14 protein-coding genes are annotated in these 13,736 nt (G+C 59.0%); 2 read left to right on the plus strand and 12 right to left on the minus strand.

Features of this window, described 5'->3' with window-relative positions; all coding sequences use genetic code 11:
* Positions 1–3: 3 nt before the first annotated feature.
* The 9 genes from JQC81_RS00320 to JQC81_RS00360 all read right to left on the minus strand — a co-directional run bounded on the left by JQC81_RS00320 (position 4) and on the right by JQC81_RS00360 (position 9,365).
* Positions 4–1,533: a tripartite tricarboxylate transporter permease gene (locus tag JQC81_RS00320; RefSeq protein ID WP_203269727.1), complete on the minus strand. Its 1,530-nt coding sequence runs from the start codon at positions 1,531–1,533 to the stop codon at positions 4–6.
* A 5-nt stretch (positions 1,534–1,538) separates the two neighbouring features.
* On the minus strand, positions 1,539–2,033 hold the full coding sequence (locus JQC81_RS00325; RefSeq protein ID WP_203269728.1) for a tripartite tricarboxylate transporter TctB family protein: 495 nt from the start codon (positions 2,031–2,033) through the stop codon (positions 1,539–1,541).
* A gap of 10 nt (positions 2,034–2,043) precedes the next feature.
* Positions 2,044–3,048 (minus strand): Bug family tripartite tricarboxylate transporter substrate binding protein, encoded by a 1,005-nt coding sequence (locus JQC81_RS00330; RefSeq protein WP_203269729.1) that lies wholly within the window; start codon positions 3,046–3,048, stop codon positions 2,044–2,046.
* Positions 3,049–3,139: 91 nt separating this feature from the next.
* Positions 3,140–4,162, minus strand: coding sequence for a Gfo/Idh/MocA family protein (locus JQC81_RS00335; protein ID WP_203269730.1), 1,023 nt, complete (start codon positions 4,160–4,162; stop codon positions 3,140–3,142).
* A complete protein-coding gene (locus tag JQC81_RS00340) occupies positions 4,159–5,175 on the minus strand; it encodes a Gfo/Idh/MocA family protein (protein ID WP_203269731.1) in 1,017 nt (338 codons plus the stop codon). The genes JQC81_RS00335 and JQC81_RS00340 overlap by 4 nt, the downstream gene beginning before the upstream one ends.
* 335 nt (positions 5,176–5,510) lie before the next feature.
* Entirely contained in the window at positions 5,511–6,728 is a 1,218-nt protein-coding gene (locus tag JQC81_RS00345; RefSeq protein ID WP_203269732.1) for a Tm-1-like ATP-binding domain-containing protein, read from the minus strand.
* The gene (locus tag JQC81_RS00350; RefSeq protein WP_203269733.1) at positions 6,725–7,180 is read right to left on the minus strand and encodes an SRPBCC family protein; all 456 of its coding nucleotides are present in this window, start codon (positions 7,178–7,180) and stop codon (positions 6,725–6,727) included. Before JQC81_RS00350 ends, JQC81_RS00345 begins: the two co-directional genes overlap by 4 nt.
* Entirely contained in the window at positions 7,162–8,034 is an 873-nt protein-coding gene (locus tag JQC81_RS00355; protein ID WP_203269734.1) for a phosphoenolpyruvate hydrolase family protein, read from the minus strand. Before JQC81_RS00355 ends, JQC81_RS00350 begins: the two co-directional genes overlap by 19 nt.
* A 107-nt stretch (positions 8,035–8,141) precedes the next feature.
* On the minus strand, positions 8,142–9,365 hold the full coding sequence (locus tag JQC81_RS00360; protein ID WP_203269735.1) for an ABC transporter substrate-binding protein: 1,224 nt from the start codon (positions 9,363–9,365) through the stop codon (positions 8,142–8,144).
* A gap of 65 nt (positions 9,366–9,430) precedes the next feature.
* Here JQC81_RS00360 and JQC81_RS00365 point away from each other — a divergent pair, with 65 nt between their 5' ends.
* Positions 9,431–10,282: a helix-turn-helix transcriptional regulator gene (locus JQC81_RS00365; RefSeq protein ID WP_203269736.1), complete on the plus strand. Its 852-nt coding sequence runs from the start codon at positions 9,431–9,433 to the stop codon at positions 10,280–10,282.
* Between the two features lie 438 nt (positions 10,283–10,720).
* Here JQC81_RS00365 and JQC81_RS00370 read toward each other — a convergent pair whose 3' ends face one another.
* Both JQC81_RS00370 and JQC81_RS00375 read right to left on the minus strand, forming a co-directional pair.
* Positions 10,721–11,368 (minus strand): endonuclease/exonuclease/phosphatase family protein, encoded by a 648-nt coding sequence (locus JQC81_RS00370; protein ID WP_203269737.1) that lies wholly within the window; start codon positions 11,366–11,368, stop codon positions 10,721–10,723.
* Positions 11,326–11,580: a hypothetical protein gene (locus JQC81_RS00375; protein WP_203269738.1), complete on the minus strand. Its 255-nt coding sequence runs from the start codon at positions 11,578–11,580 to the stop codon at positions 11,326–11,328. Before JQC81_RS00375 ends, JQC81_RS00370 begins: the two co-directional genes overlap by 43 nt.
* Before the next feature lie 1,030 nt (positions 11,581–12,610).
* Here JQC81_RS00375 and JQC81_RS00380 point away from each other — a divergent pair.
* Positions 12,611–12,841 carry a hypothetical protein gene (locus tag JQC81_RS00380; protein ID WP_210347028.1) on the plus strand — a complete coding sequence of 77 codons (231 nt, stop codon included), beginning with the start codon at positions 12,611–12,613 and terminating at the stop codon, positions 12,839–12,841.
* Positions 12,842–13,279: 438 nt separating this feature from the next.
* On the opposite strand, the gene JQC81_RS00385 is transcribed toward JQC81_RS00380, so the two are convergent.
* The gene (locus JQC81_RS00385; RefSeq protein ID WP_203269739.1) at positions 13,280–13,675 is read right to left on the minus strand and encodes a hypothetical protein; all 396 of its coding nucleotides are present in this window, start codon (positions 13,673–13,675) and stop codon (positions 13,280–13,282) included.
* Positions 13,676–13,736 lie beyond the last annotated feature (61 nt).

Here is a 13,736-nt window from a genome sequence, read left to right on the forward strand (position 1 = left end):
AGCTCAGACAGCTCCTGGTCTCGCACCCGGTTTCCCGAGCCTAGTTTTGACCCAAGCCGCCGCACGACCCACAGCGGGAATATTCGACATGAACGTGTAGATCACAAGAAGGGCTAGGATGGCACTGATCGGGCGTGTGAAGAAAGGAGTCATATCGCCGTCGCTCAGAGTGAGAGCACGCCGAAGGCTCTTGTCCAGAATATCGCCCAGCACAATCCCCAAGACGAACGGAGCGATCGGGTAGCCATTCCGGCGCATGAGGAAAGCAAGCGTGCCGAAGCCGAGCATGACCCAGACGTCGAAAAGACGCGAAGACAGAGAATATGCTCCCACAGTGCAGAGGACAAAGATGATCGGCATCAGGATCGTCCGTGGCACCCGCAGCACGAGAAGGAGGGGACGGATGAAGAACAGGCCGAAGAAGAGAATGCCGATCGTCGCGATCAATACCGTCGCCACGACCTGGTAGATAAAGTCGGGATTATTCACCATCAGCATTGGGCCGGGCTGGATGCCGTGAATGATCATGGCGGCGAGGAGCACGGCACTTGGTGCCGAGCCCGGGATTGCGAGTGCCAGTGCAGGAATCAGTGCGCCGGGAACGGACGCGTTGTCGCCGGTTTCGGCTGCCATGAGCCCCTCGACAGAGCCATTTCCATATTCCTCCGGCTTCCGGCTCAGCCGCTTTGCGGTCGCGTAGGATGTCCAGGCCGCCATATCCTCACCGACTCCCGGCAGGATCCCGACCCATACGCCGATGGTGCCGGATCGCAGGATCGTCTTCCAATGCCGCAGCACGTCCACGATACGGGGCAGCGCGGTGTCGAAGCTCATGATCTTGGGCCGCGTTCCACGCTCAGCCATAATGGTCAGGATTTCGGAGAAGCCGAACGCTCCGACGAGAACGGGGATCAGCTGAAAGCCGCCGGCGAGATCGGTATTGCCAAAGCTGAAACGCGGATAAGCGTAGAGACCCTCCTGCCCAATACAGGCGACAAACAGGCCGAGCGCGCCCGCAAGCCAGCCCTTGATCGGATCTGCGGTAACGACATTCCCGGACATGACAACTCCGAGCAGTGCGAGCCAAAAAAACTCGTACGCACCGAAGCTAAGCGCAAACTCCCCCAGGAGAGGCGTGAACAGGGCGAGGCAGAGCATACCGAAAAGAGAGCCCAGCACGGAACCGGCCGTGGCGATCCCCATGGCCCGCCCCGCCTCACCTTTGCGGGCCAAGGCGTATCCGTCCAGGCATGCGGCAGCATTGGCCGCCGTGCCTGGAATGTTGAGCAGGATCGCCGTCCGGCTCCCACCGTATATCGCGCCATTATACGCGCAGATCAAAATGAGGATCGCTACCGCGGGATCAAGCTTGAGGGTAAGCGTTGTCAGCAGGGTGATCGCGAGCGTCGCGCTCAGGCCGGGCATTGCCCCCATGAGCAAGCCGACAAGTGTGGCGCCCAACGCCAGAGCGAGCGTCGTCGGCGTCAGGAAACCGGTGACTGCCTGGCCGAAGGAGAGGAGCCCGTCAAACATGGTGATTACGGAAGCCGGATGAGAAAGAGGTTCTGGAAAAGATAAGTCACGGCGGCAGAGGTGGCCGCCGCGATCAGTGCCGCCTCAGTGGAGCGGCGTAAGAAGGAGCGCCCCTCGATCCGGTGGCGGTCCTCCAGAACGAGAACGTGGACGAACACGAAGCCTGCGGCGAGTAGCCAGAACGGCAGGCCGCGACCGAGCAAAATGCCCGCAAAGGCGACGCAGAGCGTCCAGCTTGCAAGCAGCCGTTTCCAGTTGGTGCCGGCCTCCTCGGCCGGGGTAACGCCCATGACCGACGTTGCCCGGCCAATACTACGGCGCGATATGAGAACAAGGGCCATGACCATCATGCCCGCTCCGAGGAGGCCCGGTAGAAGACCGGGCACTGTGAGCGGATTGATGTTCTGCGAGGCGAGCCGGTCCATGGTCCAAGAACCATAGAACACAGCTGCCCCGAAAAAGAACCAGATCACCCCGGCGATGCGGTCCCTGTTCATCATGAGCGGGCTATCAGGGGCGCTGGATGCCAACGGTGTCCGGCGAGACCTTGGCTTTGCCTGCGTCGAACAGGAGCCAAGCGTTGGCGCGCACAACAGGCATAGACTGCTCCACAGCTGCCGCACCAAAGGCCGGAGCAAAGAGCGCGCCCCGCTCACGGGCGTAGGTCTTGAGCTTTTCCGAGTTCGCGATCTTCTCGCGCCAGATCTGGTCGAGGGTCTCCACGACGGGCTGGGGCACGCCTTTCGGGACGAAGATCCCGAAGTAGCTTGTGGGCGGACGCAGATTCGACAGGGTCTCGGTGACGGGCGGTATTGTGCCGTAGCCCGTGAGTTCGAGAGGCTTGTCGGAGAACGCTGCCAGCGGCCGCAGACGCTTGCCGCGGATCATTTCTGCCTGTTCCGTAGCAAGCTGGGTCGTTGCTTCGACCTCTCCTGCGACTGCCGCGACCACCGCCGGATTCCCACCATCATAGGCCACATGCTTGTAGGTTGCGCCAGCCGCCTTAGTGATGGCCTCCGCTGCATTGTGACTGGCTGACGCGGCACCGCCGGTCGAGATCGTGACGCTGTTGGGCTTTGCCTTCATGGCGGAGACCAATTCCGCAAGCGTCTTGTAGAGTGCATTCGGGTTAACGCTGATGACCGGAACATTCGCAACGGTAAGATACACGTTCCATTGCGAAAGATCGGTGTCGAACATGCCGAGGACTTTATAGACCCCCAGGTCCTGCACCGCTCCCGCTGTCAAGGTGTAACCGTCTTTCGCCGCCTCGAAGGCGTTTTTCGTGCCGATGGAGCCGGAGGCTCCCGGCTGGTTCACGACGACGACTTTCTGCCCGAGGGCCTCCTCCATTTCACTCGCCGTGATCCGCGTGACCTGGTCGGTGGCGCCGCCCGGGGCCCAAGGCACGATGATCGTAATCGGCCGATCGGGCTTCCATGGATAGTTCTGCGCTTGCGCGGGCGCCGTGAGGCCTACAGCAACGGCCGCGGCGAGTAGAGTTCGTATCAACATCGTTCATCCTCCCTCATACGGGCAGGTACAGCCTGCCCTTTGTCGTGCAGGCCCCGTTGAGGAGACCTGCTGAAATTGCTCAACCGAGGGCCTATCGAGGCGCAGTGTCCGCCCGACCTCGCCCCACGGTCAATATCTCCTCAATGAGCTGCTGCGTGGCCAAAGCCTCCTCGCCGGTCACCGCCGGGTCTCGGTCTGATCGCACCGCATCGAGAAAGTCGGCAATCAGCAGGCGATGAGCATCGATGGGGAAATCCATGATGTTTGCTCCACCACCTGTCCTGGTGTCGGCCTCGACGCGCTCCTCCCGTCCGTCCAGCCAGATAACTTCCAAGCCCGCGCCAACCAGTTTAGCTGTCCCGAGCGTGCCGACGATGCCGATCGTTTCAGGTGCGCCATGCGGCATCGCAGTCGTGGCCATCAGGCTTGCTGGCGCTCCGTTCGGAAGCCGCAGCAAGGCCGAGGCATAATCCTCCGTTTCCATGCGGTGCAGAGCCGTTGTCGTGACCTGGGCGGCCTCCACGGTGCAGCCGCCGACCAAGGATCGGAACAGATCGATCGTGTGTATCGCCTGGGTGAGCAGCACCCCTCCTCCATCGCGGGCGAGCGTGCCGCGGCCGGGCTCGTCATAGTAGCTCTGCGGCCGCCACCAGGGTACCGTCACAGAGGCAAGCTCGATTGTGCCCAGTTCTCCTTGATCGAGAAGCTCACGCAGGCGAATAGCTCCTGGACGGAAGCGGTGTTGCAGGACGACACCGAGCCGTCGCCGCGCGCGTCGAGCGCCGGCCACCAAATCCTTGGCTCGATCCAGCGAGACCTCGAGCGGCTTCTCCAGCAGGACGTGCCGGCCCGCCAGGAAGCACCGCTCTGCCACTTCGAGATGCGCATTGGGTGGAGTCAGGATAATGACGGCCTCGACAGCGGGATCGGCAATCGCTGCACCGAGATCCGTCGTCACGGGATAATGATATCGCGCTGCGAAGGCCTCAAGCCGCGCGGCGCTTCGTCCAACGGCCCACCGCACGTCCACTTGCTCGTGCAGCTCCATCAGACTAGCGGCATGGGGCTGGGATGCAGGGCCGAGACCTACGAGAGCAATACCAATCCGCCTCATCTATCCCCTCCCGGACTGATCAAGCGGGCACGACTCTGAGCTTCGAGCGCAAGCCGGCTGACTGTGAACACATGCGCCTGGGGCATGGCCGTTTCGGACCGGTCTCGAACATCGGCGACGAAGCGCCTGAAATAAGTCAGCGGCTCGCCACTGCAATCGATATGACGCGTTCCATGACGGTCGGCGAGGAAGAGGTGGTCGGTGCCTGAACGCCCTGCGATGTCGACATACTTGCGCAGCTCAATCGTGCCGCGGGTGCCCAGAATGGTCAGGCGCCCGTCGCCCCAGGTCGGCAAGCCGTCGGGGGTAAACCAGTCGACCCGCACGTAGCCGGAGGCACGCTCGCTCTGGAGCAGAACCTCACCGAAATCCTGGAAGTCGGCGGCCGTTTCCGTTCCGAAATGGCCGATTCCTGACGACACGATCTCGGCGTTCTCGGAGCCTGTGAAGGTAAGGAACTGATCGATCTGGTGAGAGGCGATATCGACCAGAATGCCGCCGAACTGGCTGGCATCGAAGAACCATGCCGGACGGATTGCTTTGTTGAGGCGGTGCGGACCGAGCCCGACGGTCTGGATCACCTCGCCGATCATACCGTCCTGGATCAAGCGCAGCGCCACTTCCGTTGAGGGCACGATGAAACGCTCGGAAAAACAGATCGAGAAGATCTGTCCGGTGTCGTTGACTGTGCGACGGACCTCCTCGAGCTGCTGAAAGGACGTGATCCCTGGCTTGTCGACCATCACGTCCTTACCCGCCCGCATCGCGGCGACTGCAATTGCGGCACGCTCGCTGGGGATAGCTGCCGAGCAGATGATGTCGATAGACGGATCCGCCAGCAACGTCTCCCGATGGGCTGGGGCAAGCTCAGGGAAACGTTCCCGAAAACCTGCAAGAACTCTCGGATCCGAGGTCGTCGGGTCGAAGCCAACACATTTCGCTCCGGCATCGATTAACCCGCCGACGAGGTGGTAGATATGTCGATGATCGAGACCTATTGCCGCGAAGCGCATGGATACTATCCCTACCGTACGATAATACTCGAAGTTTCTGAAGCGCAACCGAGGAATTGATTACGGAACGAACATTTTGAGCCGATCACTTCGTTCACCATGTTCTGGTTCTTCTTGGAAGCCATCAGCTGCACTAGCAGACCCAGAAGGATCTGCCGCTCGTCATCGAAGAGGGTGGAGATACTCTCCAGTTAGCTGATGAGAGGATTGTGCTCGGAGTGAAAGATGGCACCCGACCACGCTCTTCCTGTTGCTCACAGCAGCGAGCAAAGCGTTTCGGCCCAAGAAATACGATTAACTGACATTCATGCGCTACAGTCAAGAACACCTTCCGGCTAGGTTCTCATTAGCTGATTGACGTGATGGACGAGAATCTCGACAAAGGCAGCGTCATTGATGTGATGTGGAACACGTATGATCTGATGTGTGTCTGACACCTGAAAAGCCTTCTCGAGACTCGTAAACAGCGCTTCATCTGCCGCAGGATCGAAGAAGGGTTCCCCTGGCGCATCAAGCATGGACAATCCACCCTCCGGGAGCAATAAACGCACGGGAGCCTGGGATTGGTTCAGCTTCTCCGCTAGCCACTGGCCGACGACTACCATTTCATCCGCGGACGTCCGCATCAGGGTGACGTGGGCATTGTGCGAGTGGAGGAGACGTCCGCGATAGCGCTCCGGGATGGTATCCACTGCCCAGAAGTTCACCATGTCTAATGCGCCGCAGGAGCCAACCCACGGCACGCCTGCACGAGCGGCGGCCTCAAAGCGATTTGGGCCGGCGCTGCAGACTCCTCCGAACAGATAGTCGGCAGCCTCGGTTGTCGTCACGTCCACAACCCCTCGGAACAATCCGGAGGCCGCGAGCGCCTCCAGGGCCCTCCCTCCTGGACCGTTCGCGTGGAACACCTGGCAGTCGAACGTGCTCGACAAGGCAGCAGTCAGTTGCTGAACACAGGGCGTGGTCACGCCGAACATGCTGATGCCAAGCGACGGCTTGTCATCATCGGGCTGAGGAGCGTTTCGCACCATCATTCCGGCAAGCGCATGAGCGGCATTTCCCAGGACGACGCGCGATACGCGGTTCAATCCTGCGATGTCCGTTACCGGGAACATCATCATGATATCGCTAACGCCGATGAAAGGTGAGATATCGCCCGATGTCAACGTCGAGACCATGATCTTCGGCGTGCCGATCGGAAGACCTTGCATCGCCGGCGTGATGATGGCGGTCCCGCCGGACCCGCCGAGACCAATGATGCCGCCGACATTTGGGCAGCCTTGCAAGTAGACCTGAAATGCGTCTCTCATAGCATTGACTGCGGCGCCACGTTCTCCCGCCTTGAAGACGGCATCAACTCCGTCCGGATGGTAGGAGGCCACCATCTCGGCCGATACGTCCGCATCTGCCGAGATGAACTTGGTTCCGACATCCACCAGAACCGTCGGGACCCCCGCATCCTGCAGCAAGGCGCCTGCGTAACGCAGTTCTTCAGCCTTCGTGTCGAACGTGCCGACGACATAGGCGCTTCCTTTGATCGGAGACGCGCTCATGAGGCACTGCGCCGCCTCGCTTTAGCGACTTCCGCTGCCCCCTCGAAGGCGAAGCGGAACGTATCCGTCACCCGCGCCACGAGGTCTGCCTCCTGATCGGCAGGGGTGTTGAACTCGGCCCACCACTCTCCGAAAGTCTGCTGGCTTTCCGTCACAGGGCGAAGGCGCATCTCGGACACATAGTTCAACAGGGGAACCGATGCTTCAATGATCGTATAGCAGCAAAGATAGTCACGATCCGACAGGCTCAACAACTGCTCGCGGATATAATCGTCTCCCTCCTTGGTCTTGAAGTTGCGGACACAACCGATCCTGTCAGCCGGCCAGTCATTCTCAATATAGCTATCCTTGAAGAACCGATGGTACACCGGCAAGGCGTTGAAATCGCGCAGAACACTCCACGCTTCCTCGACAGTGACGTTCATCACTGCGCTTACATAGACGCGGAGCATGAAGCTTTCTCCTTCTGGCCGGGTTCAATGGAAAGGTTCTTGAACGTGCGAATGTGTTCCGTGAGGGCGATTTCGGTTGGCAGTCGTTCCATGCTGCTGGCGCCATAGAAGCCATTGCAGTGTTCACTGTTCTCAAGGACATAGACGACATCCTGAGGGCTCGCGATCGGACCGCCATGTGCGATCACGATGACATCCTTGCGAATTTTCCGAGCGGCCTCGGCCCATTCGTCGATCAGCGCAACGGATTGCTCGAGGGTCTTCGATGTGGTCGCTCCGATCGTTCCTCCGACTGTGACGCCCATATGCGGCACGATCAAATCAGCACCGGCCTTGGTCATCTCGACGGCCTCATCAGCGCTGAAGACATAAGGCGTCGTAAGAAGATCAAGCTCATGAGCCTGGCGAATCATGTCGATCTCCGACGCGAACTGGATTCCGGTCTCCTCCAAACTGACCCGAAAGGTGCCGTCGATGATGCCAACGGTGGGGAAGTTCTGAACACCTGAGAAGCCCAATTCCTTGAGTTCTTTCAGGAGCACGGGCATGATCGCAAAAGGGTCCGTTCCGTTCACGCCTGCTATGACCGGTGTGTGCCGAACGACGGGGAGGATCTCGCCAGCCATCTCCTTGACGATCTGGTTTGCATTGCCATAGGCGAGCAGTCCGGCTGAGGACGCACGACCGGCCATCCGATATCGCCCGGAATTATAGACGATGATAAGGTCGATCCCTCCAGCCTCTTCACATTTTGCGGAAATTCCGGTTCCGGCTCCGCCACCGATGATGGGCTCACCTTGCCGGACCATCTCCTGGAAACGTTCGACTAGGGTTCTGCGCTCAAACCGGGCCATATTCTATCCTAAGAATGAGTGTCTGGACTCTGCCCTCACTTGCCTCGAGGTGAGAGTCGGTTCGAGATGCCGCGCTCCAGTGGATCCGGAGCGCGGCACCTGTCTCGTCAGGATTTGTTCACAAGGTAGCACTTGCTCTGGTCGAGAGGCTGGAAAGCCCGTTCGGCCGGAATTGTATTGACCAGCTTGAGATAATCCCAGGGATACTTCGACTCCGAAGGGGTCTTTACCCTCCAGAGATACATGTCGTGAACCATGCGTCCATCAACCCGGATCTTTCCATTCTTGGCGAAGAAGTCGTTGATCGGCATTTCCCGCATCTTGGCCGAAACGGCGTCCGGCTCGTCCGTGCCGGCGGCTTGCACGGCCTTCAGGTAGTGCATGGTCGAGGAGTAGTCCGCGGCCTGGCTCATGTTGGGCATGTTGCCGACACGGTCGAAATAGCGCTTCGCGAAAGATCTGGTTTCCTCGTTCATGTCCCAGTACCAGGCGTTCGTGAGCAGAAGCCCCTGGGCCGTATCGAGGCCGAGCGCGTGAACGTCGTTGATCCATAACAGGAGGGCGGCAAGGCTCTGATCCTTCGTGATCCCGAATTCCGCCGCTGCCTTGATCGCGTTGATTGCATCCCCGCCGGTCGACGCGATGCCGACAATCTTCGCTTTGGAGGCCTGTGCCTGCAGGACGAAGGAAGAGAAGTCCGTGGTGTTCAGCGGGTGTCTCGCAGCTCCGATCACGCGCCCTCCGGAAGCCCGGACAACCTCTGAAACCTGCTGCTCAAGCCCGATGCCGAATGCGAAATCAACGGTGAGAAAGAACCAGCTGTCGCCGCCTTGCTCGACGACGGCCTTGCCGGTGCCGTGAGCAAGCGAATAGGCGTCATATGCATAATGCACTGCATAGGGCGAGCACACTTGGTTCGTGATGCCCATATTCGACGAGCCGTTCACGATGATATGCCGCTTCTGATCCTTTGCGAGCGTAGCAACCGACAATGCAACGGCAGAATTGGAAAGATCGGCGATCAAGTCGACGCCGCCCGTATCAAACCATTGGCGGGCAGTCGCCGAGCCAATATCCGGTTTGTTCTGATGATCGGCAAAGATGACATCGATGGGTTTGCCGAGAATGGTGCCGCCAAAGTCTTCCGCCGCCATTTTGACAGCTTCAACGGCACCTTTTCCGGCCAAATCGGAATACACTCCGCTCATATCGGTTAGAACGCCGATCCTAACTACATTGTCGGAAATGGCGTTTTGTTGCGCTGTTGCGGCCGTTACTGCCAGCGGCACAAGCAGTGAAGCCGAGAGGAAGCTCTTGAGAGTCGCGATCATTGTTTCCTCCATGTTGATTTTTGTTATCTTGGGTGGAAGTCTGACAGTCGAGAAACCTTGAAGCCATGGTCGTAGCGCACGAGAAGCTACTCGAAACACACATCGTCGGCGCCAAGACGCAACAGTGGATCGTACGCGATGACATCTGTCCGCTTCTCCGCCAGCGGCACATCGCGCATGTGGGGGTCGGTGACGCGGCCCCGCCCTACCGCATCGTTAGAACCAAGCTGAGCGGCGCCTACCTGCACGGATCGCTGGGCGGGGAAGGGCGCATGCTGCTCGACGGACGCTGGCGGCCGCATCGAACGGGAATGACCACTTTCGCGCCCGCCCACGTGCTGCATGCCTTTCACGCGATACCGTCGCGGCGGTGGCAGTATTGCTGGGTGCGCTTCACACCCTCATCGCCCTTTTCGTTGATCGGCGCGGTGGCTCCGCTCATGGCCCGCTTCAATCCGGAGCCGCTCCGGCACGCGATCATGGGTCTTGTTCACGAGGTGGAAGGCGCTCGCGATATGGGCACCTGCGGCCTCTGGATCGACCTCATCGAGCGTTATGTGGATCTGTTCATGGAGCCGTGGCGCCGGGAAAAGCGCCTACTATCCCTATGGAACGTCGTACAACAGGATCTCTCGCGTGATTGGACTCTCGGTGAACTCGCCAGCCTAGCCAGCATGAGCGGCGAGCACCTGCGCCGTCTGTGCCATCGGAGCCTCGGACGGAGTCCAATCCAGCAATTAGCTGTCTTGAGGATCCAGCATGCGGCACATCTCTTGGCGACGACGGATGCAAAAATCGAGTTGGTCGCAAACCAGGTCGGCTATGAAAACCCGTTTGCTTTCTCGAACAAGTTTCAGCAGATCACAGGCATCAGACCGTCTCAATTCCGCAAACACAAACATCGGAATTTATTATAAGTTCAATATTATCCAATCTATTTTTCAGTTTTCCGTACGCTCTCACGAGATTTTGCCGAATGCTTGAAAAGCAATTCGGCTGTAGACCATCTCTTCGGCGGCATAATGCGTGAGTTTAAGGCGACGCTACCGGTGGAACAACCGAAAGGGATAATGTCCCGAAGCTTGGTCACGTCATTGCAGCAGCTGGTTTCCTCGCAAGATTCTGCTTCTTCAACGTCGCAGAGCCGCACCTACGGTATATGCGCTCATTGTACTCGGAAAGCTGGTATTGGCGTTCTGGCAAGCCCGTCGGCGGGCTTGCCAGCCCAGACCTATACTGAATCTGGCGGGGGCTAGTACCTGCTCGAGGTGGCAGTCAGCCACGCATCGCTCGACACCAAGACGGGCGACGATGTCATCACCTACTCCTCTGCCGATACAGCAATACCTGAAAGCTTACATAAAAGGCAAATATCTTAAGGGTGTCAGGCCATAACCGGCAACGGACAGAAGTTTGCCCTCAGCGTCGGTTGCTTGCGGGCTGGAGCTCGCGGGCAACTTTAATCGATGTTTGGGCCTCCCGAACATCCCCATCTTCCAGTGCGGGGCAGATTGCCGGCTCGCTGCCGCAGGCAGATGGCATAGGGTCACGAGAATGGCGTAGAGGTCCGAGCCGAAGGCTGGCAGCCGCTTGAACTCCAGAAGGGCGAACTTGTCCTGGTAAAGGACCTGATCGAGCGGCCAGGACAGGAAGATGCTATGAGCATGATAGGTGGAGTAAAGACCTCGTCCTACCCGCGGGTCCAGCAGTTTGCCGAGACGCATCACCCGGCGTGTCACGCGCTCCCAAGGCACTGCATTGAAGTCGCCGGCCAGAATGCCGGGAGCCTGCGCGTCGCGAGCCTGGAGGGCCGCCGTTATAAGGTGTGCATCGCGCATGGCCGTCAGTTGGGGCCAGGACTGGGGCGGCTGCGGATGCAGGCCGAAGAGGCTGACGGCACTCCCATCGGGCAGGCGCACGCCCGTGACAATCGAGGGCGTGAAGTTGTCGAACAGGAACTTCATCTCGGGATCGAACAGTTCGTATCTCGAAAGGAGGTGCACGCCGAAAAGGCGTGTCCTTGCGGGATGTGCTGCACCCGATTGGGAAACTGATCGCCGAGCTGCGCCAGCCTCTCGTCCCACCATTGGTCCGTTTCCAGCACCAGAAGCAGGTCGGGATCGGCGCTCCTGACACGGCTAAAGAGTTCCTGCGCTTGCTCATTGGTTTTTGAACGTTCGCCACGAGGACGCGCATGCGTGAGCCGGTGGGGCATTCGGCACTCTCTATGGCATCTTCCTGCCAAGATGGGATGTACGGATAAACTTTGTAGAAGTTGTAGCCGATGGCTAGGTGGGACAAGCCGATTGTCATCCCGCCGAGGAGACCGCTCAGCCGCCCCAGCACAGAGTAAGGGAAAAGCAGTACGATAAGGACGATCAGAAGCTGAATGCGCACAAATTCAAGATAGCGGATCCACCACATGTCCGGTCTCTATGAGGGGCAGCAGAGACAGGAGCGCGCACAAATGATTCAAAGGTCAGATGCCGGTAACCCTTCGATATTGTTGGTGAGCGCGCTGGGACTCGAACCCAGGACCCTCTGATTAAAAGTCAGGTGACCTGTTCCCCTCATAATAATTCTCTGTTCGGTCAGAACCTTTCCCTTTAATTTTTTGAGTTATCCACGGTCTAAGCATCTGATATAACAGAATGATCCGCTCATTCAGTTTATCTCAGACACCCAAATCCTATGGATTTCCCAGTATTTTTACCTGAAACAGGAAATGTAGCTCGGAGACAGGCTCGCACGTGACTGCCTCCACCACCATTATTCATGACAAATCATTGATCTGCCTAATATTTTTGAGTTCTTAGCAGCACCCCGGAGGCATCTGAACTGACGCTACGCTCCCGGCATCTGACCGGAACGTATGGCTCGATCAGTTCCGACAATCACGACTTAGCCGAGCAGAAAGAATTCAAGCCGAGCGTTGGCTTCTGGATAAGGCGACGCTCCGGAAACACTCATACACAGTTTGTGAAGGAATAGGCCAACGGCTGCCAGCGTTTGCCAACCATGAATTTGGACCCAAAGCGCAGGATAGGCCTATGACCCCCACTCAAGATTCACAGAACGCCCATTCGGAACGGGCAGATGGCTCCCACGCTGGCCCTTCGCTTGGGCGGGCCTCGGTCCTCTTCGTAACCTCCGTCAGCTCCTTCATCGGTGCGAGCCTCTTGCTCGCCAGCATCTGACGAGACAGCGCGAGAACATTCCTACCTTCGGGAGCAGGAGGGCTCATCATGGGCAAAGTCAAAACCGACCATACAGTGGAGCTCGTAGCCCGGGCGATTTACGAGGCTGAGCAACACGCGCGCTCATGGGACAACGGATCTGCCAGGAGCAGAGAGCGCTCCCGTGAGTATGCTCGCAATGCGATCAGGCTGCTGAACGACGACGTCGGTGTTCTTCTCTTAGCGTTGAATGAGGCTGCAGCAGAACATTCTCCAAGAGGTTCGAGCGCGGCGACCTAACGACTCCTACGCCGAGGTGTGAGCTTCAGCGGAGAGCAACGACCGTGCCGGCAGAGTTGAGCTGGCACCCTACGCGAGACTGGCGAACCTGACGAGCGTTCGCGCGGGCATACACGACACGGACGTGGAGAGGAGCCACGAGGCCACCACGCACCAAACGGCTTGCTCGCCCGGCACCTGCGGCTTCCACCCGAATTGCGCCATACTGAGCTGCAGCCGCTGCGATGGAAGCGCGACATCGTTCGACGATCTGACCCGAAACACCCGCTCGCGTCGGGCGCACATCAACCAAGTCTTCGCTCCCAGTCCGCGAAGACTCAAGACGGGGGATAAGCGAAGATGGCAGGCTTAAATCATTCATGCTCTCTCGGGCTGCGAGTGGTGCGGTTGTCGCTGCCACACTCCCTGGACTCCGCGCACTTGGCGCCGACTGCGAGCCTACACTACGGGTTTCGCGATCATCGCGACCTTCGATGTTGGCTCTTCCTCCTTCACGATTAGCCTGCCCAGCACCTGGGGCGCTGGCTCCTCCGGCAATTCCTCCACTGGCGCTGTTTCCCTGAGTGCCGCGCCCTTCGGCACTTCCTCCGCCCTTGCCGCTGCTTCCCCCCTGCCCTCCATAGCCACCTCCGCGGCCGCTCTCACCATTCTGACCGCTCCGTCCGCCTCTCTCTCCACCACCGTCATTGTTGTTAGCGTTACCACCTCTGTTTCCGCTACTGCCGCTGTTGGCATTGTCGCCACTGTTACCTTTGCCGCCGCCGTTTCCGTTCCCTTGGCCGCCGTCTTTTCCTCCTCCGTCATTGCCTTGACCACCGGAATTGCCGCCGCCATTTCCTCCACCGTTATTCCCATTCTTGGCCGCGACAGGATGAGACGCCAGCAATACAGCGAT

Origin of the sequence: Microvirga arabica, assembly GCF_016811235.1 — a bacterium.
In the GTDB taxonomy this organism is placed as follows: Bacteria; Pseudomonadota; Alphaproteobacteria; order Rhizobiales; family Beijerinckiaceae; genus Microvirga; species Microvirga arabica.